Below are 24,514 nucleotides of genomic sequence, written 5' to 3' on the forward strand. Positions count from 1 at the left end.
GTGGTCCGGTGCGCGGCTCCGCCGAACGGCGGTCGGTAAGGGAACGGTAAAGCGGGTCCGATCGTTCTCGGGGCATGACAGCTATGACCCCTGGCTCGAACATCCCCCTCACGGCCGCGCGCGTGACGGTCGACGTCGCCGCTCCGGTGCGGCTCGACGTGTCGGGCCTGCTGCTCACCGCCGACGGCAAGGTGCGCTCCGACGACGACTTCATCTTCTACAACCAGCCGGCCGGCCCGGGCGTGACCTACCGCTCGGGCGGCGGCGCCGGCCCCGACGCCGTCACGGTGGACACCGCGGCGGTGCCGCCGGCCATCGAGAGGATCGTCGTCACGGCGAGCCCGGACGCCCCGGGCCAGACCTTCCAGGGCGTGGAACCGACGGCCACCCTGCGCAACGCGGACGACAACAGCGTGCTGGCCACGTTCACGCCGCCGCGGCTGGGCACCGAGACGGCCCTGGTCGTCGTGGAGATCTACCGCCGGCAGGGCGCCTGGAAGGCCCGCGCGGTCGGCCAGGGCTACGCCGACGGACTGGCCGGCATCGCCACGGACTTCGGCGTGACGGTGGAGGAACCGGCCCAGCCGGCCCCCGCCCCGCAGGCCGCTCCCCCGGCGCCCGCCCCCCAGGCCGCCCCGCCCGCGCCCGTGGCCCAGCCGCAGGCCGCCCCGCCGGCGCCCCCGATGCCGCCCGCGCCGCCCGCACCCCCCGCTGCCGGCACCGGGAAGATCAACCTCGACAAGGGCCGGGTCAGCCTCCAGAAGAACCAGACGGTGTCCCTGATGAAGGGCGGCCGCCCGCTGCTGTCGCAGGTGCGGATGGGCCTGGGCTGGGAGCCCGCCTACCGCGGCAAGGACATCGACCTCGACGCCTCGGTCATCGCCTACGGCCCGCAGCGCAACCACATCGACAGCTGCTACTTCGGCAAGCTGACCATCGTGAACGGCGCGATCCGCCACTCCGGGGACAACCTCACCGGTGAGGGCGGTGGCGACGACGAGGCCATCACCGTGGACCTCGGCCGCCTCCCGCAGGACGTCACCGGCCTGGTGTTCACGGTGAACTCCTTCTCCGGCCAGAAGTTCACCGAGGTCGCCAAGGCGTACTGCCGCCTCCTCGACGCCACCACCGGCGAGGAGCTGGTCCGCTTCGACCTGACCAACGCCGAGCCCCAGACGGGCGTGCTGATGGCCAAGCTGATCCGTCAGTTCTCCGGCGAGTGGGAGATGACGGCGCTCGGCGACTTCGTGAAGGCGCGCACGGTGCGGAACATGGTGAAGCCGGGCGCGCAGGCGCTGTAACGGCCGGCCGCCCGGGGGGCGTCCCCGGCGGGCGCCCCGCGCGGCCGTCCCTCACCCGGCCGCCGGGCGCAGGCCCTCCGTCAGGAGGCACAGGTAGCGGCGGATGTGGCGGGGGCCGTCGTCGGCCAGCTCCGAGGCCGTGGCCACGCCGTGGGCGAGGCGCAGCAGCTCGATCGGCTCGACGTCGGGGCGCAGAGTGCCCTCCCGCCGGGCGGCGACGACCAGCCGGGTCGCGGCGCCCGTGACGGCGGTGCCGCAGGGGGTGCCGGCCGCCGTGCTGCCGTCGGTGACCGCCGAGCCCAGCAGGGACTTCAGGCCGCGCACCTCGATGCCGCCGACGCACACCTCGTACAGCCACTCGGTCAGCGCCTCCCCCGGCGGCAGCCGGGCCGCGAGGTCGTCGGCGCGTGCGGCCAGCGCCTGGACGCGGTCGACGTACGCCGCCTCCAGCAGCGCCTGCCGGGTCGGGAAGTGGCGGTACAGCGTGCCCGAGCCGACGCCGGCCCGCTTGGCGATGTCGTCCAGCGAGGCCCGTTCCCCGTGCTCGGCGAAGGCCTCGGCGGCCGCCCGCAGCAGCCGTTCGTAATTGCGCCGGGCGTCCGCGCGCATGGCCTTGACCTGCGTCATCCACGTCTCCTCGCGAGCAGCGGTCTCCTGCCCGCATGGTCCACCACTTCGCCCCGGGGGCGCCAGGGAGCGCGGGGGACGGCGACGCGCCCCCTCGACCGCCCCTGACACCCGCGCCCGGCCGCGGCCTAGAACAGCGCGCTGTACGCGTTCAGGGCCGGCTGGCCGCCGAGGTGGGCGTACAGCACCGTGGAGTCGCGCGGTATCTCGCCCCGTGCGACCAGGTCGACCAGGCCCGCCATCGACTTCCCCTCGTAGACGGGGTCGGTGACCATCCCCTCGGTGCGGGCCGCCAGCCGCATCGCCTCCAGGGTCCGCTCGTCGGGGATGCCGTAGATGCCGGCGTGGTAGCGCTCGTCCAGTTCCACGTCGGCCTCGGTCAGGTCGCGCCGTACGCCGATGAGGTCGCCGGTGCCGGCGGCGATACGCGCGATCTGGGCGCGGGTCGCGGTCGGATCGGCCGAGGCGTCGATGCCGAGGACCCGGCGGGACCGGCCGCCGGCCTCCTCCAGCGCGGCGAACCCGGCGACCATGCCCGCCTGCGTGGAGCCGGTCACGGAGCAGACCACCACCGTGTCGAAGAAGACGCCCAGCTCCCGCTCCTGCTCGGCGACCTCGTGGGCCCAGCGGGCGAACCCGAGCCCGCCGAGCGGATGGTCGGACGCGCCCGCCGGGACGGCGTACGGCGTGCCGCCCGACTCCTCGACCTCCCGCAGCGCCTGCTCCCAGCTCTCCTTGAAGCCGATGCCGAACCCGGCCCGCACCAGCCGCACGTCGGCCCCGGCGAGCCGGCTGATCAGGATGTTGCCGACCTTGTCGTAGACCGCGTCCGGCCACTCCACCCAACTCTCCTGCACCAGCACGCACTTCATGCCGGCCCGGGCGGCGACCGCGGCCACCTGGCGGGTGTGGTTGGACTGCACCCCGCCGATCGACACCAGCGTGTCGCAGCCCCGGGCGAGGGCGTCGGCGACCAGGTACTCGAGTTTGCGCGTCTTGTTGCCGCCGTAGGCGATCCCGGAGTTGCAGTCCTCCCGCTTGGCCCACAGGGCGGCTCCGCCGAGGTGGGCGGTGAGGCGTTCGAGGGGGTGCACGGGCGACGGCCCGAACAGCAGCGGGTAACGCTCGTACGAGGACAGGGACATGAGCACCTCCACGGGGCGCGGTCGTCGGTCGTCGGTCGTCCTGGGGCGTCGTGGGCCGCTGTCGGCGTGGCCGGCCGTGGTCAGTCGGCCAGGTCGGCGAGGGTGCGCCAGATCTCCGCGGTGACGTGGACCGCGCCGTCGGCGTCACCGGCCGCGCACGCGGCGATCAGCCGCTCGTGCAGCCCGGCCGAACGGCAGGTCCCGCCCTCGCCGAAGCGCCGTCGCTCCAGCCGGCGGATGAGCGGGGTGTAGCGGGCCACGGTGGCGGCGGCAGCGCGGTTGCCGCTCACCCGGACCAGCACGTCGTGCAGGGCGTCGTCGGCGCGCAGGGCGAGGTCGACGTCACCCGCGCGCACGGCGCCGTCGAAGCGCTCGTTGGCGGCGCGCATGGCCGCCACGTCGGCCGCCGTCAGCCGGGGCACGGCCGCCCGGGTCGCCAGTTCGTGCATGGCGCCGACCACCGCCGCCGCGTCCCGTACGTCGGCCGCGACGACCGGGGTCACGCGCGTGTAGCTCTGCGGCTTGCTCTCCAGCAGCCCCTCGTCCACGAGCCGCGCGAATGCCTCCCGCACCGGCGCCCGGGACAGCCCGAGCCGCGCGGCCAGCTCGGCGTCCCGCACCGCCGCCCCGGGCTCGATCTCCCCGGCCACGATGGCGTCCCGGATCGCCGCGTACGCCTGGTCGCGCAACAGGGTCCGGCCGACGGGTCGTATCGCCTCCATGGACTGACATGTTAGATGTCAGCCGGCTCGGCGAACAGACCCGCGACGGCCCCTCAGCGCGTCTCCCACGGCCAGTGGGCGTCGCGGGCCGCCTCCAGCAGGGGCACCATCCGGAACGCCGCGTCCGACAGGCCGCCGAAGGTGTGCCGGTTGCCCCGGCCGGACGGACCGTGGCCGGGCCGGTAGCCGGCCAGGTTCCAGGTGTAGACGGGCACGTCGGCCGGGACCTGCTCGGTCGGCTCGCCGTGCGGGCTGTGCGCGTACTGCTCGTCGGTGACGATCAGCACCCGGTCGTGGCGGCGGTAGTGCCGGCGCACCGCGCCCGTCGTGTCGGTGCCGCCCAGGTCGCCGAAGCGTCCCAGGACCTTCAGGACCGACTCGCCCCTGCGGAAGCGCACCGGCTTGCTCGACGTGCCGAACTCGACGAGGTCCGCGTCCGCCGCCCGCAGCGCGAGCGCCGTGCCGAAGACCGCCGCAGCGTCGGCCCGGGTGAGCTCGGAGCGGTCGGACAGGCGCGAGAAGAACATCGAGCCGGAGCGGTCGACGAGCACCAGCGTGCGGCCGGGCAGCGCGGGCACGCCGGCCAGCGCGTGGCCGAGCGCCTGCTCCAGCGGGTACGCCCAGCGCAGCGACGGCGCGTGCCGGTACGCGGCGAGGTACCGGAACGGGAACTGCCGCGAGCGCGCGACCTCCTCCGGGTCGCTGATCCTCGCCGCCACCCGGGCCGCGACCTCGTCGCCGACCCCGGCCTCGTCGAAGTTCCTCAGGTTGCGCAGGAGCGCCATCGCGCCCATGGAGGGGATCACCGCCTCCCAGGCCGCCCGGTCCATCGGACCCCGCAGCCAGCCCGCCAGCGCCTCCCAGGTCATCCCGGCCGCCGCGAGCCGCTCGGCGGCGTCGGGCGCGGTGACCACCGCGCGCCGCTCCTCGGCCGGCAGCGTCATCAGCGCACGGTGCGCCGTCAGGACGGGGTCGGAGGCGGGCGGCACCGCGGTGTCCGGGTGGTGCCGCCGGTCCAGGGCGTACCGGAACAGCTCGCCCTGCCACGGCTTGGCGGGGTCCGGCGCCGCGTGCACGAGGTTCAGCACGTCCCCGAAGCGGTAGCCGCGGGTCGCGGTGTCGTACTTCAGCAGCGCCTTCCCGCCGTACAGCCGCCGTACGGCGTCGGCGACGCCGCGCTTGACCGGCTTCGGGACGGCGCGGCCGTACGTCGCCGTCCAGTACGCCAGCAGCTCGCCGGGCTCGTCCGGGCGCTGGAGCACGGAGCCGACGACCCGGCGGTTCGAGGGGCCGTCGGTCACGCCCGCGTCCAGGCGGGCCTTGACGTACTCGGCGGCGCCCACGACGGCGGCGGTGCGGAGGTTGCCCTCGCCGCGCAGCCAGCCCAGCAGGCCGGCCGTCCACGCGGGGTCGGTCACGGCGAGTTCGCGCACGAGCCGGGCGTACCGGTCGTCGCGGTCGGGGCCGGACTCGTAGAAGGTCTGCTGCGTGACGAGGTTCGACACGGCGAGCAGGAAGAGTTCGGAGCGGGCGTCGCGCTCGTGGCCGCGGCCGCCCTCGTAGGTGCGCAGCACCCGGCCCGTCGAGGTGACGCGCGAGGCGGGCTGCGCCCGCGCGGTGCGCCTGTTGAATCGCGTCATGGTGAATTCCCCCCGGATCCGGTGCGGTTCCGTTCCGTTTCGGAGGGAGGCGCGGCAGGGGAAGGGGGCCCGAGGTCAGAAGTCGGCGGCGGACTTGTCGGATGCTCTGCCGTTTGAGCTACACCGACCCGAAGTCGATGACGGGATTCGAACCCGCAACCGTCCGATCCCAGGAAGTAACCGCTGCCTGCGCACCGGGCCCCCGTCCTGGAGCTGCGCCTCCCGAGATCAGTTCGCCTGCGGCGTGTGATTCTTTTGCAGAGAAGTAGCCGCTGCCTTCGCACCGGGAGGTGCGCTGTCGTGATCTCAGGTTAGGAGGCGCAGCCCGGGGACCGCGAGCGAATTGATTTACCGCTTGTGGCGCTTCCAGGGGCCGGTGATGGCCAGCATGATGCCGGGCTCCTGGATGTTGGCGAACAGGGTCCGCCCGTCGGGCGAGAAGGTGACGCCGGTGAACTCGCTGTACTCGGGCTCGTCCGCGGTGCCGATGTTCAGCTCGTTGCGCGCGATCGGGTAGGTGCGGCCGCTGTCGGTCGCGCCGAACAGGTGCTGCACGCCCTCGCCGTCCTCGGCGATGACCAGGCCGCCGTACGGGGAGACCGTGATGTTGTCGGGGCCGTCGAAGGCGCCGTCCCGGTCCGGGTCGGGGTTGACCCCGAGCAGCACCTTCAGGGTGAGGGTGCGGCGCTTGGGGTCGTAGAACCAGACCTGGCCGTCGTGCCGGCCGGGGCTCTCCTCACGGGCGTAGGAGGAGACGATGTACGTGCCGCCGTCGCCCCACCACATGCCCTCCAGCTTGCGGGCGCGGGTGACCTGGCCGGCGGTGAACTGCTTGCGCACGGAGACGGTCTTCGCGTCGCGGTCGGGCACGTCCACCCAGTCGACGCCGTACACGGTGCCGATCCGCGTGGCGCGGGAGAGGTCGTCGACGAACTGGCCGCCGGAGTCGAAGCACTTGAACGCCTGCAGCACGCCCGCGTCGTCGGCCAGGGTGCGCAGCTTGCCGCGGCCGTGGCGGAAGCCGGCCGGCAGGGTCCAGCGGTAGAGCAGGCCGTTGGGGTTGGAGGCGTCCTCGGTGAGGTAGGCCTGCCCGCTCTTCGGGTCGACGACGACGGCCTCGTGGGCGTAGCGGCCGAGGGCCTTGACCGGCTTGGGGTCGCGGTTGGCGCGGCGGTCCTCGGGGTCGACCTCGAAGACGTAGCCGTGGTCCTTGGTCATGCCGTTCTGGCCGGCCTTGTCCTCGGTCTCCTCACAGGTCAGCCAGGTGCCCCAGGGGGTGCTGCCGCCCGCGCAGTTGGTGGACGTGCCGGCGATGCCGACCCACTCGGCGACGTGGTGGCCGGGGCGCACCTCGACGACCGTGCAGCCACCGGAGGCGGCCGGGTCGTAGACGAGGCCCTCGGTGAGCGGCACCGGGTGGGCCCAGTTGGCGCGCGGGCCCTTCAGCTCGTGGTTGTTGACCAGCAGGGTCGCGCCGCGCGGACCGTCGAAGGTGGCGGTGCCGTCGTGGTTGGAGGGGGTGAACTCGCCCGACTCCAGCTTGGTGCGGCCGCTGTAGGTGATCACCCGGTACGAGAACCCTTCCGGCAGCGCGAGGATGCCCTCCGGGTCCGGGACCAGGGGGCCGTAGCCGACGCCGTGCCGGTCCGCCGACCCGCCCTCGTGGCTGCCGGTCTCCGTCGACGCGAGGGCGTTCGGCGCGGTGGCGAGGGCGCCGACGCTGCCCGCCAGGGCGACCCCGGCTCCGGTGATCGCTGATGTCCTGGCGAAGTCCCTGCGGGTGAGCGACATGGTGTCTCCTGAGACGCTGGTGAGCCGTGGAGGGTGGCGGACCTCGGTCGGCGGCAACGGTCCCGGCCCCACCTGAACACGACCTGAACACCACACGACCTGACGTCAGGCGCCCGGAGAACTAAGGTCTCCGCACACCCCGCACCCCACCTCAGCCCGTCCCGCCCAAAGGGGCGCGGGGAACTGCGCGACCAGCCCCCACCGACCCGCACACGCCACCCACGCCCCAGCCCCCACCCCGGACCGCGCCGACCCGCCCTCAACCCACCCGCACCAACCCCCCGTCCACTACCCCCCGTTGGAGAGCGACCGCGCCTTGAACGCCGCCTTCCGGGCCTCCTTCGCCACCTTCTTGTCGGGATGCAACCGCCCCATCGCCTCCAGCACGTCCGCTGTCGCGGGGTGCTCCACCCGCCACGCCGCCGCGAAGAACCCGTCGTGCTGCGCGGCGAGCCCCTCCACCAGCGCCTGCAGCTCCTCGGAGTTGCCCTCGGCCGCGAGCTGCGCGGCCAGGGTGTCGATCGTCAGCCAGAAGACCAGGTCCTGCGAGGGCGCGGGCACGTCCGGCGCCCCGTGTTCGGTCAGCCAGACCCGGGCGAGCCCGCCCAGCTCGGGATCGTCGAGGACCTCGCGCAGGGCCTCCTGCGCGGGCAGCCCGACCAGGGACAGCGCCTGCTGGCAGCGCAGCCGCCGCAGTGGCGCCCCGCTGTCGCCGCCCCGGGCCGCGGCCAGCAACTCCCGGGCGGCGGCGAGCGGTTCGCGGCGGGCGAGCCACTGCTCGGTCTCGGCGCGGGCGGCCGTCGGCCCGTAGGCGGCCGTGCCGTCGAGCAGGGCGTCCGCGCCCTTGTCGGCGAGTTCGCCCACGGCGGGCACCTGGAACCCGGCCTCCATCAGCCGGGCGCGCAGCCCGTACAGCCCGAGGGGGGTGAGGCGGACCATGCCGTAGCGGGTGACGTCGGTCTCGTCGACGGCACCGGACCCGGCCCCGTCGTCACCGCCGTCGTCGGCCTCCGCCATCAACGCCTCGTCCACGGGCTGGTACTCGACCAGTCCGATGGGCTCCAGCAGCCGGAACTGGTCGTCGAGGCGCATCATCGCGTCCGACACCTGTTCCAGGACGTCGTTGGTGGGCTCGCCCATGTCGCCGGGCACGATCATCGACGCGGCGAGCGCGGGCAGCGGCACGGGGCCTTCGCCCGGCCCGTCCTCGTTGACGGTGAGCAGGTAGAGGTTGCCGAGCACGCCGTCGAGGAACTCCGCCTCGGCCTCGGGGTCCCAGTCGAGCCGGGAGAGGTCGACCTCGCCGCCCTCGTCCATGGCCTCGACCAGGTCGTCCAGGTCGGGCACGCTCGCGTCGGCGAGCACGGTCTCCAGGGCCGTCTGCCACACGGCGAGGACGTCGTGCGGGGAGCCGCCGGTGAGCTGCGCCAGCTCCTCGCCGGCCGCGACGGTGCCGGCCTCCTCGTCGGCGATCTCGACCAGCCCGGTGTCGACGGCGACCCGCCAGGCCTCGCCGGCGTACGCGGCGGCGTCCTCCCCGGTCAGCCCGAGGACCTCGGCGGCGGCGGGCAGCTGCTCCTCCACGAGCCCGCCGCCGGCGTCGACCCGGGTGTCCGGTCCGGCCCAGCGGGCCAGCCGGGCGGCGCGGGCGAGCAGCGGCGCGGACAGCGCGTCACGCGCCAGCTCGGCCGCGGAGGTCAGCCGCACCGGCGGCAGGGGGGAGCTGTCTGACATCGGCTGTTTCTCCTAGGCACCTCGACTCGGACCGAAGCCTAGACGGGTTTCCACCCATGCCGCCCGGTTCATCTCCCCGACGGGTGTCGTACATGGCCGAAACCTTGACAACTGGCGTGATCAACCAGGAGATTGACGCGCGTAGAAATGGGGGGACAACTGTTCACTCGGCTCTACGCGTGTCACGCACATGTCATCATCTGCCAGCCCTCGTCCCGGCGCTCATGTTCGTCCCCGGAGGGATTCCCTTGCCGAGCAAGTCGTCCGCGCGTCTCGCCGCGCTCACCGTCGCCGCCGCCTGCTCCGCGGCGACCACCCTGGTCCTGGTCTCGCCCGCGCACGCCGCCGCCGTACGGATCCACGACGTCCAGGGCACCACCCGGACCTCCCCGTACGCCGGCCAGAAGGTCACCGACGTGGCGGGCATCGTCACCGGTGTGCGCACCTACGGCTCGTCCAAGGGCTTCTGGATCCAGGATCCGAACCCGGACGACGATCCGGCCACCAGCGAGGGCGTCTTCGTCTTCACCAGCTCGACGCCGAAGGTCGCGGTCGGCGACTCGGTCACCGTCTCCGGCACGGTCTCGGAGTTCGTCCCGGGCGGCACCTCGTCCGGCAACCAGTCGGTGACGGAGATCACCAAGCCGACGGTCACCGTGCTGTCCAGCGGCAACGCGGTCCCGGCCGCCACCGTGATCGACGCCCGCTCGGTCCCGGCCGCGTACGCCCCGGCCGGCGACCCCGCCGCCGGCAACTCGGTCAACGGCCTGCCGCTGCAGCCGCGGACCTACGCCCTGGACCACTACGAGTCCCTGGAGGGCATGAACGTCCAGGTCGCCGACACGCGCGTGGTCACCGCGACCGACCCGTACACCGAGCTGTGGGTCACGGTGAAGCCGCGGGAGAACGCCGGCCGCCGCGGCGGCACGGTCTACGGCTCCTACGACGCCCAGAACACCGGCCGGCTCCAGATACAGTCGCTCGGCCGGACCGCCGACTTCCCGGTCGCGAACGTCGGCGACGTCCTGGAGGGCACCACCGCCGGCCCGCTGGACTACAACCAGTTCGGCGGCTACACCCTGGTCGCCAACCAGCTCGGCACCCTCCGCAGCGCGGGTCTGCAGCGGGAGTCGACCGAGAAGCAGAAGAACGGCGAGCTGGCGGTCGCGACGTACAACGTCGAGAACCTGGACCCGTCGGACAGCACCTTCGAGGCGCACGCCTCCGCGATCGTGAACAACCTGAAGTCGCCCGACATCGTGTCCCTGGAGGAGATCCAGGACAACAACGGCGCCACCGACGACGGCACGGTCGCCGCCGACGTCACGGTGAACAAGCTGATCGACGCGGTCGTCGCGGCGGGCGGCCCGCGCTACGACTGGCGCTCGATCGACCCGGCCAACGACACCGACGGCGGCGAGCCGGGCGGCAACATCCGCCAGGTGTTCCTGTTCAACCCGGAGCGGGTCTCCTTCACCGACCGCGCGGGCGGCGACGCCACCACCGCCGTCGGGGTGCAGCGCCTGCGCGGCAAGGCCGCCCTGACGGTCTCCCCCGGCCGGATCGACCCGGCGGACATGGCCTGGAAGAGCAGCCGCAAGCCGCTCGTCGGGGAGTTCGTCTTCCGCGGCCGCACGGTCATCGTGATCGCCAACCACTTCAACTCCAAGGGCGGCGACCAGGGGCTGACGTCGCAGTACCAGCCGCCGGTGCGCAGCTCCGAGACCCAGCGCCACCAGCAGGCGACGCTGGTGAACGCCTTCGTGAAGGACGTCCTCGACACCCAGAAGAACGCGGACGTCATCGCGCTCGGCGACATCAACGACTTCGAGTTCTCCGGCACCGCGCAGATCCTCGAGGGCGACGGCGAGCTGTGGTCGGCGATCAAGTCGCTGCCGAGGAGCGAGCGGTACACGTACGACTACCAGGGCAACCAGCAGGTCCTGGACCAGATCCTGGTGAGCCCGGCGATCCGGCGCGGCTGCGACTTCGAGTACGACAGCGTGCACATCAACTCGGAGTTCCACGACCAGATCAGCGACCACGACCCGCAGGTGCTGCGCTTCCACCCGTAACAGCCGCAGCAGCCGTACGGGTTGTACGGGGGCGTCTCAGGGCCGGCTGAACACACCGTCCAGCCAGCCCTGCCAGGCGGCCCCGTTGGCCTCGGCGTCGGCGTCCGGCGCGAAATCGTGGACGCTGATGCCGAGCGGGGCGCCCCAGTTGCCGCGCCCGAAGAAGCGGATGAGCGCGTGGTCCGTGCGCAGCCCGAGGAAGTACGGGTTGCGGTAGTCGAGCACCGCGTCGAGGTCCTGGCCGCCGGGGCCGCGGACGGTGACCTTCGCCCCGGCCGCCGCGTCGTCGGCGAGCCCGAGCGCACGGGCCGCCGCGGCGAGCGCCCGCGACGTCTGCGAACTCCGCGGGCCCTGGAGTTGGGCGAAGGCCACCGGGCGGGGCGCGAAGTGCGTGAGGTACTCGCACAGGGTGTGCAGGTAGAAGTTGGTGTGCTTGCTGGCGCCGTCGTACTGGTTGTTCCAGTCGTCGGTGAAGATGCCGCTGTGCACGTAGCGCACCCAGGAGCGGCGGCCGTCGTCGCGGGGCTCGATGGTGTAGTCGAGCTGGTTGACCGACTGGACGGGGAAGCCGACGTCCTCGCTGCGGTTGGTGTAGCGGTGGGGCGGGTCCCAGGCGGTGACGGTCGACCCGAAGGGCCCCTTGCCGCCCTCCCGGGGCTCGGGCGGGTCCATCGGCCACAGGTAGCCACCGGTGCCGGTGGTGATCGCCTCCCACACCTCCTCCGGCGGGACGGCGACCTCGAACTCGCGGACGATCTCGAACTCCTTGGACATGGCGGGCTCCTGCTCAGTTCTCTGCGACGGGGGTCGACGGGGTCGGCTGGTCCTTGACCGTGGGGTGGAGGGCGACGACGATCCGGTGGTCGCGCCCCTCCTCGGCATCCGGGGCGCCGTACTTGCGCACCAGCGCGCTCACACCGGCCGTCAGCTCCTGCACGAACGCGGCGCGGTCGGCGGCCGAGGCGAAGCGGACCTCGCCGTCCAGGGCGTAGGTCGCGAGCCGCTTGCGGGCCTTCGCGGCGCCGGTGATCAGCGAACCGACGTCCCGGACGAGCCGGGCCCCGAGCGCGAGCAGCCAGCGGGCGGAGAGCTGGTCGCGGAAGCGGTCCGGATCGGGCTGCACCGCGGCGAGCGCGAGCGGCGAGATCACGTACGACGCGGCGGTCGCCCGCATCAGCCGCTCGGTCACGTTCCCCTTGCGGCGCTCCCCTGCCAGCTCCACCAGGCCGTGCCGCTCCAGGGTCTTCAGGTGGTAGTTCACCTTCTGCCGCGGCAGCCCGACCTTGCCGGCCAGCATCGCGGCCGACGCGGGCCCGGCGGCCAGCTCGGCCAGCAGCCGGGCCCGGACGGGGTCCAGGGAGACGGCGGCGGCGTCGGCGTCCTCGATGACGGTCACATCCAGCATGGGTCCACGGTCTCACCGACAAATTATTTTGTCCAGTCGGTTGGAGTTGTCGGTGGGGAGGTGTGACGGGGCACGGCACGACCCGGCCGGGATGCGGGCCGCGAGCCCGGCCTGATCGACGAGACACTCCCCAGGGGGTCGGCGGATCAGCGATGCAGACGGCGGACGACCCCGGTCGCCACCGCGGCGCCGAGGGCGGCGGAGCCGAGGAGCAGGGCGGGACCCGGGTGGCGGACGCCGAACCGCACGACCGCGCGGGTCGGGCGCGGCGCCGTGCGCTCCAGGGCGGCACCCGCCCGGCTGACCTCGACCGGGCCGTTCCGCCCGAGGCGGGTCAGCCGCTGCCGGGCGACGAGCCGGGCGCGGCCCGCGCCGGCCTCCAGTTGGACCGTCAGCGCTCCGGCCCGGTCCATGAGGTCGGCCGCCCGGACGCGGGCCCGCCCGGTCACGTCGGCGTGGGCGGCCTTGCCGGCCAGCTCCCCGACGGCCCGGCCGAGTCGGGTTCCGGCCCCCTGGGCCTGGTGCCGCACCTCGCCGAGCCCCTTGGCCCCGTTCGCTCTGCCGTTCATCGGCGCACCTTCCCCACTCCTGTCTCCGGGTCGACCCGGGTCGGGTACCCGGGGCCCGCGCGCTACCCCCGGGCCCCTCCGCCCGCGCCGGACTCCCCCAGCCGGGCGAGCTGCGTCTGGAACCAGTCGAGCCGGGCCTGCAGCAGGGCGGCCTCCGCGGTGAGTTCCGGTACGCCGAGGGAGGCGGCGGAAGTGTCCGCGGCGGGCCGGCCGACCGGCACGGCGAGGACCCGCAGGCCGTCCCCGGCCAGCCGGGCGAAGGAGGCGAGGGAGACGGACGTACGGGCGCGGACGCAGGCGGCGCAGGAGGGGGCGAGCGCGCGCCAGCCGGGCCTGCCCCAGCCGGCGTCGGCCAGCGCGACGGCGGGCGCCCCGCAGGCGCAGGGTCCCACGGTCGCCGTACGGACCCGCTGGCGGGCGGAGCGGAAGCCGCGCTCGAAGCGGATGTAGGCACCGAGGACCGTGACCTCGAGGAGGACGGCCGCCCGGTGCTCGGCGGTGCAGAGCAGGGCCTCCGCGGCCGCGCGGTCGTGCACGCAGTGGAAGCCACAGTCGCAGCGGCGGTGCGGGGCGCGGTGCCGCAGGCCGTAGACGCAGGTGGCCTCGGCCAGGACGCCGTACGGCAGCGCGCCGCCGAGCGACACACCGGTGAAGCCGGCCCGGGTGCCGTCGTGGGACAGCACCGGGTGGGCGATCTTGTATCCGGTCGGCGGCTCCGCTGGGCGTTCCTCGGGGAGCCGGAACCTCATCGGACGGCCGGCACCTCGTCGGCCGCGGAACGGTCCCCGGCCTCGGCGGGCAGGTCGGTGTCGGTTGCGAGGCTGATGTCGGTGGCTGTGTCGATGTCGGTGTCAGCGGTCTGCGGTCGCTCCTCCGCGACGCCGGTGGCCAGGGCCTTGCCGAGCTTCATGGTGCCTCCCGTGACAGTGGGTGGAGCTGCCGTCGGTGACGCTCCGGCCATGGTGACCCATGGAGGCCCATTTTGGACATAGGGCCTTGCGGACGACCCGGGATCGGTAAGCAGAATTTGGGAATCGCGAGCAGAAAATGTAAGTAGACCTACGACGTCCGGGCGGCCGAGACTACCCCCATGACGACCGACCGACGAAGAACACGCACCGAGGCCCCCGCGGCCCCCTTCGGCCGGGCCCTGTGCGCCATGGTCACGCCGTTCACGGAGGCGGGGGCGCTGGACCTCGACGGGGCGCAGCGGCTGGCCGACCACCTGGTGGCGCGGGGGTGCGACGGGCTGGTGCTCTCGGGGACGACGGGTGAGTCGCCGACGACGAGCGACGCGGAGAAGGAGGAGCTGGTCCGGGCGGTGCGGGCGGCGGTGGGCGACCGGGTGACGCTGGTGGCGGGCGTGGGCACGGCGGACACCCGGCACACGGTGGAGCTGGCCCGCGCGGCGGCGAAGGCGGGCGCGGACGGCGTCCTGGTGGTCACGCCGTACTACAGCCGCCCGCCGCAGGAGGCGGTGGAGTTCCACTTCCGCGAGGTGGCGGACGCCTCGGACGTGCCGGTGATGCTCTACGACATCCCGGGCCGCACGGGCACGGCCGTCGCCACGGACACGATGCTCCGGCTGGCCGAGCACCCGGGGATCGTGGCGGTGAAGGACTGCTCGTACGACCTCCTGGGCACGCAGAAGGTCCTGTCCCGCACCGGCCTGGCCTACTACGCGGGCTGCGACGAGCAGATCCTCGCCCTGTGCGCGATCGGCGCGACGGGATACGTCAGCACGGTGGCGAACGTCGTCCCGGCCCACGTCCGCACGATCCTGGACAGGTACGCGGCGGGCGCCACCCGGGAGGCGACCGACGCCCAGCTCGGGCTGACGGACCTCATCGACCGGATGATGAACACCCCCCTCCCCGGTACGGTCACCACGAAGGCCCTCCTCACCACCCTGGACCTCCCGTCGGGCCCACCCCGCGCCCCCCTCCGCCCGGCGTCCCAGGAGACGACGGACCACCTGCGGGCGGCGTACGAGCGGTTGACGGGGGCGCCGGCCTGAGGGGATCCCGTACTACGGTGCCGTCATGACACCGACCGGGGCGGCACCGGACCACGGCAACCGGCCGCTCCTCTTCCTGGACGTCGACGGCCCCCTCAACCCGTACGCCGCGAAGCCGGAACGGCGTCCGGAGGGATACACGACGATCAGAGCGGCGGTCCGTCCGGGCCGGCCGCTGCGGGTCTGGCTGAACCCGTCCCACGGGGCCGCCCTGCAGGCCCTGCCCTACGACCTGTGCTGGGCGACGACGTGGATGGCCGAGGCCAACCGGTGGATCGCACCCGTGGTCGGTCTCCCGGGGCTGCCGTACGTCGACTTCGGCGACCACCTCTTCGCCGAACGCCCGGACGGCGTCCACTGGAAGACGGAGGTGATCGTGGCCCACGCGGCGGGCCGGCCTTTCGCCTGGGTCGACGACGAACAGTCCCCGGCCGACAGTGAGTACGTCACCCGCCACCACCCGGGGCCGGCCCTGCTGCACCACGTGAACCCGCGACTGGGCCTGCGCGCAGCGGACTTCACGACGCTCGGGCAGTTCGCGGCGCGCCTCGCACCCTGAGCGGGACAACCGCGGGCGAAGGCAAAGACATGGATCCCTCCCGGATCCCGTTCGGGAAAGACGCTGGATCGGGGTGTGCACGGCGCCCTACGGTGACGTCATGAGCGATCACCCCGAGGCGCCTGTCGCGCCCGTGCCGGCCTTCGAACCTCCCTACTACCTGGCGGTGTTCACCTCGGTGAAGACCCAGGAGCTGGGCGGCTACCGCGAGACCAACGCGCGCATGGAGGAGCTGGTGCAGAAGATCCCCGGGTACCTGGGGATGGACCACGCCCAGACCCCGGGCGGGCTGTCCGTCACCGTCGGCTACTTCCGGGACGCCGACGCCCTCGCCGAGTGGCGGACCGATGCCGAGCACCGCGCCGCGCAACGACGCGGCCGGGCCGAGTGGTACGAGAGCTACACCCTGCACGTGGCGAAGGTGGAGCGCAGCTACGCGTTCAGCCGGACGGAGAGCGCGGAGACGGCGTAGGGGCGGTGGTCACCACCGGCCCCGCCCACGAGGCGGCGCGGGCGGGCTACCCGACGGAGTCCAGCGCCGGGGCGATGGTGGCGAAGGCCCGGTCGGTGAGGTCGGCGGGGTCCTCGGCACCCTCGCTGCCGCTCCACCGCTGCAGCACGGCGTCGAAGGCGGTGAGCGCCATCCCGGCGGCGAGCTGCGGGTAGAGATGGGTGCTGGAGTCGATCCCCAGGCGCTGCGCCAGCTCCGCCGCCAGGTCGTCGCGCCACTGGTCCTGGCGTTCGAGGAAGCGTGCGCGCAGGGCGGGGGTGCCCAGGATGAGCTGAACCACGCGCAGCGCCCTGTCCCCGTGGTCGGCGCACGCGGCCATCGAGACCCAGACGGTGTGCCGCAGGGACGCGGAAGGCCGCTCCCCGAGGGGACGGGACGCCAGGGCCGCGCGCATGTCGGTGCCCATGCCGGTCAGGAACCGGACGACCACGTCCTCCTTGGAGGCGAAGTACCGGAAGAACGTCCGCTTGGACACGCCGGCGGTCGCCGCGATCTCGTCGATGGTGACCGCGTCGAACCCCTTCAGCGCCAGGAGCTGGAGTGCCGCCTCACTCAACTCGTCGGAGACGAGCTGGCGTTTGCGCTGGGCCAGGGTGACTTCAGGACGGGAGCTCACCGGACAACCCTACCGCCATGCCATCCATGACACTCGGTGCCTAGTTGACACCAAGTGACACGTACGGCAGCGTGTGCCGTATGACGGACACCGAGCGCTGGACCGCCGATAGCGTCCCCGACCAGACCGGGCGGGTGTTCGTCGTCACCGGGGCCAACAGCGGCCTCGGACTGGCGACGACCCGGGCACTCGCCCGCAAGGGCGGCCACGTGGTCCTCGCCGTGCGCGACGCGGCGAAGGGCCACCGGGCCGTCGCGGAGATCACCGCCGAGCAGCCCGGCGCCCGCCTCGAGGTGCGCCGCCTCGACCTGACCGATCTCGACTCGGTCCGGGCGTTCGCCGAGGGGCTGCGCGCCGATCACCCGCGGCTGGACGTGCTCGTCAACAACGCGGGCGTGATGGCGCCCCCGCGCTCGCTGAGCGCCCAGGGCCACGAGGTGCAGTTCGCCGGCAACCACCTCGGTCACTTCGCGCTCACCGGCCTGCTGCTCGGGCCGCTGACCGACGGCGACGACCCCCGCGTGGTCACGGTGACGTCGACCAACCACCGGCAGGGGCGCCTCCACTTCGACGACGTCTCCGGCGAGCGCACGTACGCGCCCATGAGGTTCTACAACCAGTCCAAGTTCGCCAACGCCGTCTTCGGACGGGAACTGCACCGGAGGCTGACCGCGGCCGGCAGCCCGGTGCGCAGCCTGCTGGCCCACCCCGGCTACGCCTCCACCAACCTCCAGACGACCGCGCCGGCCGGCCTGGTGAAGCTGCTGTTCGGCCGCGTCCTCGCCCCGTTCGCCCAGTCCCCGGACCAGGGCGCGCTGCCCCAGCTCCACGCGGCCACCGCACCGGACGTGGCGGGCGGCGAGTTCATCGGGCCGGACGGCTTCGCCGAGCTGCGCGGCGGCCCCACGCGCGTGCGGTTGTCCGCCGCGGCGGCCGATCCCGGGACCGGCCGCCGTCTGTGGGACCTGTCGGAACGGCTCACCGGCGTACGGTTCCTGTCTCCGGCCCCCTCCTGACACCGAGGGACCGACGGTCGGGGCCGACGGTAGGGGCCAGGGGTCGGGAGCGGGGGTCTGGAGCGGCGGACCGGCCGGGTGACCGCACCGGGCAGCCGTCGCCGGACATCGTGCCGGTGACACGGCCGAGCGCCCTCCCGGACCGGCCGCCGGCCGTCGGAAGGGCGCTCGCGCTCGCCGTGCGGCGGCCGCGGGTCACGGCCGCCGTCGGTCAGTTGTGGGCGTGCAGGATGTCGTTCAGCCCGCCCCACACCGCGTTGTTCGGGCGGGCCTCCACCGTTCCCGTCACCGAGTTGCGGCGGAAGAGGATGTTGGAGGCGCCCGACAGTTCGCGGGCCTTGACGATCTGGCCGTCGGGCATGGTCACCCGGGTGCCCGCCGTCACGTACAGGCCGGCCTCCACCACGCACTCGTCGCCGAGCGCGATGCCCACGCCCGCCTCGGCGCCCACCAGGCAGCGCTCGCCGATGGAGATGATCACGTTGCCGCCGCCGGACAGCGTGCCCATCGTGGAGGCGCCGCCGCCGATGTCCGACCCGTCGCCCACGATCACACCGGCCGAGATGCGGCCCTCGACCATCGACGTGCCCAGCGTGCCCGCGTTGAAGTTGACGAAGCCCTCGTGCATCACCGTCGTGCCCTCGGCGAGGTGCGCGCCCAGCCGCACCCGGTCGGCGTCGGCGATGCGGACGCCCTTCGGCGCCACGTAGTCCGTCATGCGCGGGAACTTGTCGATCGAGGTGACCTGCAGGTGCAGGCCCTCCGCGCGGGCGTTCAGGCGCACCTTCTCCACGTCGTCCACCGCGACCGGGCCGAGCGACGTCCACGCCACGTTGGCCAGGAAGCCGAAGATGCCGTCCAGGCTCTGGCCGTGCGGCTTGACCAGGCGGTGGGAGAGCAGGTGGAGCCGCAGGTAGACGTCGTGCGCGTCGATCGGCTTCGCGTCCAGCGCGGAGATGACCGTGCGGACCGCGATCACCTCGACGCCACGGCGGGCGTCCGGGCCGATCGCCCTGGCCGCACCCTCGCCGAGCAGCTCCACGGCCCGCTCGGCCGACAGCCGCTCGGTCCCGGACGGGCCGGGCTCGGCGACGAGTTCGGGGGCGGGGAACCAGGTGTCGAGGACGGTGCCGTCGGCGGCGAGGGTGGCGAGGCCGGCGGCCACCGCCCCGGTGGTGCTGGGTGCAGTCGTGTCGGTCATGGGGGAAACCTAACCGGCGGCGGCCCGCCGAAGCGAACCCGCGGCCCGGTGTCTCAGGTGGCGGGCCGGGCCACCGCGTCCCCCGGCCCCGGCCGCTCGCCGGACGCCCGCCGTCCCGGCAGCCGAAGCGTTACGGAAACCGCTCGCAAACCCCTGCTCGACCGCCCCGTCCTCCACTACTGTGCGGCCCACCCACCAGGTCGTCGCAGCCGCGGCCGCCCCGAACGGCGCCGCTGGAGGAACCGCGCATGCCACACAACGAGTCCCGGCCCTCTCCCGACCGACCATGGGAGGCCGGCTGGGCCCCGGACACCACCCGGGCCCCGGGCACCCGCCGGCTCTGGCTGGCCGGGGCCCTCGCCGTGGCCACGGTCGTCGCCTGCGTCACGGCGATCGCGCTCGGCGACCGGCCGGGCGACGAGGCGTCGGGGCGCACCACCGCCACCGCGCCGAGCGGCGCGGACCCCCGGAACGGCCCCGGGCTCATCTCCTTCGCCACGCCGTCCGCGACGGCCGGTGGCGGGCCGGGGGCGGAGCCGTCCGGTGCCCCCTCGCCGTCACCGACCCCTTCCGTCCGGCACCGCACCACAGCGGCCCCCTCGGCGTCCTCCCCCGCGCGTCCCACCCGGGCCGCCCCCGCGCCCGCCTCCCCGCGCCGCTCCCTGCGCTCCGTGAACTACCCCGACCGCTACTGGCACGTCAGCCAGGGACTCGTCCGGCTCGACCCGGCCCCGGCAGGGGACGCCCGCGCGGACTCCACCTTCACCGTCGTCCCCGGTCTGGCCGACCGCGCCTGCTCCTCCCTGCGCACCGCCGACGGCCGCTACCTGCGCCACCGCGACTTCGTCCTGCGCGCCGAGCCCGACGACGGGTCCCCGCTGTTCGGCCGGGACGCCACCTTCTGCGCCCGCCCCGCTCCCGCCGTCCCCGGCGCGGTCGCGCTGGAGTCCGTGAACTACCCCGGCCGTTTCCTGCGCCACCAGGACTTCCGGCTCCGGCTGGACCCCGCCCAGGACTCCGGCCTCTACCGCGCCGACTCGGCGTTCCGCCTCGTACCGCCCCTGGCCGGCTGAGCGGCGAGCCCCCCCCTCCACGGGCGCCCGCCCCCGGACACGCCGATGGCCCCCGGCGCACTGTCGTGCCGGGGGCCATCGCGCGGTCCGGGGCGCGGCGCGGGCTCAGACGTTGAAGCCCAGCGCGCGGAGCTGCTCGCGGCCGTCGTCCGTGATCTTGTCGGGGCCCCACGGCGGCATCCACACCCAGTTGATGCGCAGCTCGTTGACGAGGCCGTCCGTGGCGGACTTCGCCTGGTCCTCGATGACGTCGGTCAGCGGGCAGGCCGCCGAGGTCAGGGTCATGTCGACGGTCGCGATGTTCGCGTCGTCGACGTGGATGCCGTAGATCAGCCCGAGGTTGACGACGTCGATGCCCAGCTCGGGGTCGACGACGTCCATCAGGGCCTCGCGGAGCTCCTCCTCGGAGACCGGCTTCATCTCAGCGGTGTCGGTCATGCCGTCTTCCTTTCGGCGTCGGCTCCGCCCAGGGCCTGGGCCGTCGCGTCCTTCCACGCCATCCAGCTCAGGAGGGCGCACTTCACCCGGGCCGGGTACTTGGAGACCCCGGCGAACGCGACGGCGTCCTCCAGGACGTCCTCCATCGCGTCGTCCGGCTCGATCCTGCCCTTGGACTGCATCAGCTCCAGGAAGGTCTCCTGGATCTTCTGCGCGTCGGACAGCTCCTTGCCGACCAGCAGGTCGTTGAGCACGGACGCCGAGGCCTGGCTGATGGAGCAGCCCTGGCCCTCATACGACACGTCCGTGATCGTGGTGCCGTCGTACTTCACGCGGAGGGTGATCTCGTCACCGCACGTCGGGTTGACGTGGTGCACCTCGGCGTCGCCGTCCCGCAAGCCCCGCCCGTGCGGGTTCTTGTAGTGGTCCAGGATGACTTCCTGGTACATCGAGTCCAGCTTCACGGTCTCAGCTCACGCCCTTCAGCCGAAGAAGTTCCGTACGTGCTCCAGCCCCTCGACCAGTGCGTCGATCTCGGCCGGCGTGGAGTACAGATAGAACGACGCTCGCGTGGTCGCAGGAATTCCGTAGCGCAGGCAGACCGGGCGCGCGCAGTGGTGACCGACGCGGACGGCGATGCCCTGCTCGTCGAGCACCTGGCCCACGTCGTGCGGGTGGATGTCGCCGAGCGTGAAGGAGATCGCCGCGCCCCGCTCCTCGGCCGTGGCCGGGCCGATGATCCTCAGGTCGGGGACCTCGGTCAGGCGGCGCACCGCGTACTCGGTGATCGCCTGCTCGTGGGCGAGGACGTTGTCCATGCCGATGGCGTTGAGGTAGTCGATCGCCGCGCCGAGGCCCACGGCCTGCGCGATGGGGGGCGTGCCCGCCTCGAACTTGTGCGGCGCCGGGGCGTACGTCGAGGAGTGCATCGAGACGGTCTCGATCATCTCGCCGCCGCCCAGGAACGGGGGCAGGTCCTCCAGGAGCTCCTGGCGGCCCCACAGCACGCCGATGCCGGTCGGGCCGCACATCTTGTGGCCGGTGAAGGCCACGAAGTCGGCCTGGAGCGCCTGCACGTCCAGCGGCATGTGCGGCGCGGCCTGCGAGGCGTCGATGCAGACCAGCGCGCCGACCTCCTGCGCGCGGCGCACGATCGCCTCGACCGGGTTGACCGTGCCGAGGATGTTCGACACCAGCACGAAGGAGACGATCTTCGTCTTCTCGGTGATGACCTCGTCGATGTTCGACAGGTCGAGCCGGCCGTCGTCGGTCAGGCCGAACCACTTCAGCTTCGCGCCCGTGCGCTGCGCGAGGAGCTGCCACGGCACGATGTTGGAGTGGTGCTCCATCTCCGTGATGACGATCTCGGTCTCGCGGTCCACGCGGTAGGGCTCGTCGGCCCAGCCCAGCATGTTCGCGACGAGGTTGAGCGACTCGGAGGCGTTCTTGGTGAAGATCACCTCGTCGCGCGAGGGCGCGTTGACGAACTCGGCGACCTTGTCACGCGCACCCTCGTACAGCGCCGTGGCCTCCTCGGCGAGCACATGCACACCGCGGTGGACGTTGGCGTTGTACCGCTCGTAGTACTCACTGAGGGCGTCGAGCACCTGGCGCGGCTTCTGCGAGGTAGCCGCGTTGTCCAGGTACACGAGCTTCCGTCCGTCGTGGACCTGGCGGTCCAGGATGGGGAAGTCCTTGCGGATCGCCTCTGTGTCGAGGAGGCCCGGCAGCTGGGTCACTCGGATGCGCCACCCTTCGTGTATGCCTCGTAGCCCTCGTTCTCCAGCTTGTCGGCGAGCTCGGCACCGCCGGACTCGACGATCTTGCCGCCGGCGAACACGTGGACATGGTCGGGCTTGATGTAGCGCAGGATGCGCGTGTAGTGCGTGATCAGCAGGGTGCCGACCTCGCCGGACTCGCGGACGCGGTTGACGCCCTCGGAGACGATGCGCAGGGCGTCGACGTCGAGGCCGGAGTCGGTCTCGTCGAGGATCGCGACCTTGGGCTTGAGCAGTTCGAGCTGGAGGATCTCGTGGCGCTTCTTCTCACCGCCGGAGAAGCCCTCGTTGACGTTGCGCTCGGCGAAGGACGGGTCCATGTTGAGGCGCTCCATGGCCTCCTTGACCTCCTTCACCCAGGTGCGCAGCTTGGGGGCCTCGCCGCGGATGGCGGTGGCGGAGGTGCGCAGGAAGTTGGAGACCGAGACGCCGGGGACCTCGACCGGGTACTGCATGGCGAGGAACAGGCCGGCGCGGGCACGCTCGTCGACGGACATCTCCAGGACGTCCTCGCCGTCGAGGGTGACGGTGCCGCCGGTGATCGTGTACTTCGGGTGACCCGCGAGCGAGTAGGCGAGGGTCGACTTGCCGGAGCCGTTGGGGCCCATGATGGCGTGCGTCTCGCCCTGCTTCACGGTCAGGTCGACGCCCTTGAGGATCTCCTTCGTGGCGTTGTCGGCCTCGACGGTGACGTGCAGGTCTCGGATTTCAAGCGTTGCCATGGGTGCCTCAGGACTCCTGGGTGAGGGAGGCGTGCACGTCGACGAGGACGCTGCCCCCTTCGATCTTGACGGGGTATACGGGGACGGGGCGGGTCGCGGGGAGGCCCGACGGCTTGCCGGTGCGCAGGTCGAAGGAGGAACCGTGCAGCCAGCACTCGATCTGGCAGTCCTCCACCTCGCCCTCGGAGAGGGAGACGTTCGCGTGCGAGCAGATGTCGTGGATCGCGAACACCTCGCCCTCGGTCTTCACGACCGAGACCGGCGTGCCGTCGAGCTCCACCCGCTTCGGGGTGTCGTCCTCCAGCTCGCTCAGGTCACAGGCGCGTACGAAGGTGCTGGTCATGCGACCGACGCCTCCAGCTCCTGCTCGATCTTGGCGAGCAGGCGCTCCTCGATGTCGGTGACGCCGATCTGCTGGACCAGCTCGGCGAAGAAGCCGCGGACCACCAGGCGGCGGGCCTCGTGCTCGGGGATGCCGCGGGCCATCAGGTAGAAGAGCTGCTCGTCGTCGAAGCGGCCGGTGGCGGAGGCGTGGCCGGCGCCGACGATCTCGCCGGTCTCGATCTCCAGGTTGGGCACGGAGTCCACGCGCGCGCCGTCGGTGAGGACGAGGTTGCGGTTCATCTCGTAGGTGTCGGTGCCCTCGGCGGCGGCCTCGATCAGCACGTCGCCGATCCACACGGCGTGCGCCAACTCGCCCTGCAGCGCGCCCTTGTAGACGACGTTCGACTTGCAGTGCGGGGTGTTGTGGGTGACCAGCAGGCGGTGCTCCTGGTGCTGCCCGGAGTCGGTGAAGTACAGGCCGAACAGCTCGGCCTCGCCGCCGGGGCCGGCGTACTCCACGCGCGGGTGCAGCCGGACCACGTCGCCGCCGAAGGTGACGACCACGGACTTGAAGGACGCGTCCCGGCCGATCAGGGCGTTGTGCTGGGCGACGTGGACGGCCTTGTCGTCCCAGTCCTGCACCGAGACGACGGTCAGCTTGGCGCCGTCGCCCAGGAGGTAGTCGACGTTGGCGGCGAGCACGGCGTCACCGGTGTGGTCGATGACGACCACGGCCTCGGCGAACGCGCCCAGCTCCACGACCTGGTGGCCGTAGGCGGTGCCGCCCTCGCCGTGCACCGCGATGCGGATCGGCTCGGTGAGGACGGTCTCCTTCGGCACGGTCACGACCGAGGCCTTCCCGAAGGCGGAGTACGCCTGCGCGGCGACGCGGTCCACGGGGGTGCCCGCCTTGCCGAGGCGCGCGTCGTCGCGGCCGACGGTCTCGACGGTGACGCCCTCGGGGGCCTGCACGTCGACCTTCACGCCCTCGCCGGTGGCGGTCGCGGTGCCGTCGTGCAGTCCGCGCAGCCGCTCCAGCGGGGTGAACCGCCACTCCTCCTCGCGGCCGTGCGGGACCGGGAAGTCCGTCACGTCGAAGGACGGGGACGCGCTCATGCGCGAGACGACGGTCGACTCGGCGGCGACCGCGATCGAGCCGGCGGTCGTGGAACCGACCGGGATGTTAGGGGCCTCAGCCATGGCTGTCGTAATGCTCGCTTTCTTACGGGTGGGCTTGACGGGGGTGCGGG

General features: G+C 73.0%; 26 protein-coding genes. 7 read left to right on the top strand and 19 right to left on the bottom strand.

The window, feature by feature from the left end; genetic code table 11:
• The first annotated feature begins 83 nt into the window (after positions 1-83).
• Complete coding sequence (locus E4U92_RS16910) at positions 84-1,301, top strand: TerD family protein (RefSeq protein WP_137301303.1); 1,218 nt, start codon at positions 84-86, stop codon at positions 1,299-1,301.
• Between the two features lie 51 nt (positions 1,302-1,352).
• Here the strand turns inward: E4U92_RS16910 and E4U92_RS16915 are convergent, their stop codons facing one another.
• From E4U92_RS16915 to E4U92_RS16940, 6 genes are all read right to left on the bottom strand, one after another.
• Complete coding sequence (locus tag E4U92_RS16915) at positions 1,353-1,928, bottom strand: TetR/AcrR family transcriptional regulator (RefSeq protein ID WP_137301255.1); 576 nt, start codon at positions 1,926-1,928, stop codon at positions 1,353-1,355.
• Positions 1,929-2,056: 128 nt separating this feature from the next.
• Positions 2,057-3,073, bottom strand: a complete 1,017-nt coding sequence (locus E4U92_RS16920; protein WP_137301256.1) for a 1-aminocyclopropane-1-carboxylate deaminase — start codon at positions 3,071-3,073, stop codon at positions 2,057-2,059.
• Between the two features lie 80 nt (positions 3,074-3,153).
• The gene (locus E4U92_RS16925; RefSeq protein ID WP_137301257.1) at positions 3,154-3,795 is read right to left on the bottom strand and encodes a GntR family transcriptional regulator; all 642 of its coding nucleotides are present in this window, start codon (positions 3,793-3,795) and stop codon (positions 3,154-3,156) included.
• Positions 3,796-3,848: 53 nt separating this feature from the next.
• The gene (locus E4U92_RS16930; RefSeq protein ID WP_137301258.1) at positions 3,849-5,435 is read right to left on the bottom strand and encodes a TROVE domain-containing protein; all 1,587 of its coding nucleotides are present in this window, start codon (positions 5,433-5,435) and stop codon (positions 3,849-3,851) included.
• Between the two features lie 348 nt (positions 5,436-5,783).
• Positions 5,784-7,226, bottom strand: coding sequence for an alkaline phosphatase PhoX (locus E4U92_RS16935; RefSeq protein ID WP_137301259.1), 1,443 nt, complete (start codon positions 7,224-7,226; stop codon positions 5,784-5,786).
• Positions 7,227-7,514: 288 nt separating this feature from the next.
• Positions 7,515-8,960 (bottom strand): hypothetical protein, encoded by a 1,446-nt coding sequence (locus E4U92_RS16940; RefSeq protein WP_137301260.1) that lies wholly within the window; start codon positions 8,958-8,960, stop codon positions 7,515-7,517.
• 248 nt (positions 8,961-9,208) lie between these two features.
• Between E4U92_RS16940 and E4U92_RS16945 the strand changes: the two genes are divergently transcribed.
• Entirely contained in the window at positions 9,209-11,035 is a 1,827-nt protein-coding gene (locus tag E4U92_RS16945) for an endonuclease/exonuclease/phosphatase family protein (RefSeq protein ID WP_137301261.1), read from the top strand.
• Positions 11,036-11,071: 36 nt separating this feature from the next.
• Here the strand turns inward: E4U92_RS16945 and E4U92_RS16950 are convergent, their stop codons facing one another.
• The 5 genes from E4U92_RS16950 to E4U92_RS35940 form a co-directional block, all read right to left on the bottom strand.
• On the bottom strand, positions 11,072-11,809 hold the full coding sequence (locus E4U92_RS16950; protein ID WP_137301262.1) for an SRPBCC family protein: 738 nt from the start codon (positions 11,807-11,809) through the stop codon (positions 11,072-11,074).
• A gap of 13 nt (positions 11,810-11,822) precedes the next feature.
• On the bottom strand, positions 11,823-12,440 hold the full coding sequence (locus E4U92_RS16955; RefSeq protein ID WP_137301263.1) for an ArsR/SmtB family transcription factor: 618 nt from the start codon (positions 12,438-12,440) through the stop codon (positions 11,823-11,825).
• Between the two features lie 146 nt (positions 12,441-12,586).
• Positions 12,587-13,009, bottom strand: coding sequence for a DUF3618 domain-containing protein (locus E4U92_RS16960; RefSeq protein ID WP_137301264.1), 423 nt, complete (start codon positions 13,007-13,009; stop codon positions 12,587-12,589).
• Between the two features lie 62 nt (positions 13,010-13,071).
• On the bottom strand, positions 13,072-13,758 hold the full coding sequence (locus E4U92_RS16965) for a hypothetical protein (protein ID WP_137301265.1): 687 nt from the start codon (positions 13,756-13,758) through the stop codon (positions 13,072-13,074).
• Complete coding sequence (locus E4U92_RS35940; RefSeq protein WP_168725141.1) at positions 13,755-13,919, bottom strand: hypothetical protein; 165 nt, start codon at positions 13,917-13,919, stop codon at positions 13,755-13,757. The genes E4U92_RS16965 and E4U92_RS35940 overlap by 4 nt, the downstream gene beginning before the upstream one ends.
• A 180-nt stretch (positions 13,920-14,099) precedes the next feature.
• Here E4U92_RS35940 and dapA point away from each other — a divergent pair, with 180 nt between their 5' ends.
• From dapA to E4U92_RS16980, 3 genes are all read left to right on the top strand, one after another.
• On the top strand, positions 14,100-15,026 hold the full coding sequence (gene dapA / locus E4U92_RS16970; RefSeq protein WP_137301266.1) for a 4-hydroxy-tetrahydrodipicolinate synthase: 927 nt from the start codon (positions 14,100-14,102) through the stop codon (positions 15,024-15,026).
• A 25-nt stretch (positions 15,027-15,051) separates the two neighbouring features.
• Positions 15,052-15,585, top strand: coding sequence for an HAD domain-containing protein (locus tag E4U92_RS16975; RefSeq protein ID WP_137301267.1), 534 nt, complete (start codon positions 15,052-15,054; stop codon positions 15,583-15,585).
• 100 nt (positions 15,586-15,685) lie between these two features.
• Positions 15,686-16,057, top strand: coding sequence for an antibiotic biosynthesis monooxygenase family protein (locus E4U92_RS16980; RefSeq protein ID WP_137301268.1), 372 nt, complete (start codon positions 15,686-15,688; stop codon positions 16,055-16,057).
• Positions 16,058-16,103: 46 nt separating this feature from the next.
• On the opposite strand, the gene E4U92_RS16985 is transcribed toward E4U92_RS16980, so the two are convergent.
• Positions 16,104-16,712: a TetR family transcriptional regulator gene (locus E4U92_RS16985; RefSeq protein ID WP_137301269.1), complete on the bottom strand. Its 609-nt coding sequence runs from the start codon at positions 16,710-16,712 to the stop codon at positions 16,104-16,106.
• A gap of 80 nt (positions 16,713-16,792) precedes the next feature.
• Between E4U92_RS16985 and E4U92_RS16990 the strand changes: the two genes are divergently transcribed.
• Positions 16,793-17,728, top strand: a complete 936-nt coding sequence (locus E4U92_RS16990) for an oxidoreductase (RefSeq protein ID WP_137301270.1) — start codon at positions 16,793-16,795, stop codon at positions 17,726-17,728.
• Positions 17,729-17,939: 211 nt separating this feature from the next.
• On the opposite strand, the gene dapD is transcribed toward E4U92_RS16990, so the two are convergent.
• The gene (gene dapD, locus E4U92_RS16995) at positions 17,940-18,929 is read right to left on the bottom strand and encodes a 2,3,4,5-tetrahydropyridine-2,6-dicarboxylate N-succinyltransferase (protein ID WP_137301271.1); all 990 of its coding nucleotides are present in this window, start codon (positions 18,927-18,929) and stop codon (positions 17,940-17,942) included.
• A gap of 248 nt (positions 18,930-19,177) precedes the next feature.
• Here dapD and E4U92_RS17000 point away from each other — a divergent pair, with 248 nt between their 5' ends.
• Positions 19,178-20,002: an AbfB domain-containing protein gene (locus E4U92_RS17000; RefSeq protein WP_137301272.1), complete on the top strand. Its 825-nt coding sequence runs from the start codon at positions 19,178-19,180 to the stop codon at positions 20,000-20,002.
• A gap of 105 nt (positions 20,003-20,107) precedes the next feature.
• Here E4U92_RS17000 and E4U92_RS17005 read toward each other — a convergent pair whose 3' ends face one another.
• The 6 genes from E4U92_RS17005 to sufD are packed head-to-tail and all read right to left on the bottom strand — an operon-like array spanning position 20,108 to position 24,464.
• Positions 20,108-20,440 (bottom strand): metal-sulfur cluster assembly factor, encoded by a 333-nt coding sequence (locus E4U92_RS17005; protein ID WP_137301273.1) that lies wholly within the window; start codon positions 20,438-20,440, stop codon positions 20,108-20,110.
• Positions 20,437-20,904 (bottom strand): Fe-S cluster assembly sulfur transfer protein SufU, encoded by a 468-nt coding sequence (gene sufU, locus E4U92_RS17010; protein ID WP_137301274.1) that lies wholly within the window; start codon positions 20,902-20,904, stop codon positions 20,437-20,439. Before sufU ends, E4U92_RS17005 begins: the two co-directional genes overlap by 4 nt.
• Positions 20,905-20,922: 18 nt before the next feature.
• Positions 20,923-22,179: a cysteine desulfurase gene (locus E4U92_RS17015; RefSeq protein WP_137301275.1), complete on the bottom strand. Its 1,257-nt coding sequence runs from the start codon at positions 22,177-22,179 to the stop codon at positions 20,923-20,925.
• Positions 22,176-22,940: a Fe-S cluster assembly ATPase SufC gene (gene sufC / locus E4U92_RS17020; protein ID WP_137301276.1), complete on the bottom strand. Its 765-nt coding sequence runs from the start codon at positions 22,938-22,940 to the stop codon at positions 22,176-22,178. The genes E4U92_RS17015 and sufC overlap by 4 nt, the downstream gene beginning before the upstream one ends.
• A gap of 7 nt (positions 22,941-22,947) precedes the next feature.
• Positions 22,948-23,283, bottom strand: coding sequence for a non-heme iron oxygenase ferredoxin subunit (locus E4U92_RS17025; protein ID WP_067232211.1), 336 nt, complete (start codon positions 23,281-23,283; stop codon positions 22,948-22,950).
• Positions 23,280-24,464, bottom strand: a complete 1,185-nt coding sequence (sufD, locus tag E4U92_RS17030; RefSeq protein ID WP_137301277.1) for a Fe-S cluster assembly protein SufD — start codon at positions 24,462-24,464, stop codon at positions 23,280-23,282. Before sufD ends, E4U92_RS17025 begins: the two co-directional genes overlap by 4 nt.
• Positions 24,465-24,514 lie beyond the last annotated feature (50 nt).

Origin of the sequence: Streptomyces galbus (genome assembly GCF_005280195.1) — a bacterium.
Lineage (GTDB): Bacteria > Actinomycetota > Actinomycetes > Streptomycetales > Streptomycetaceae > Streptomyces > Streptomyces galbus.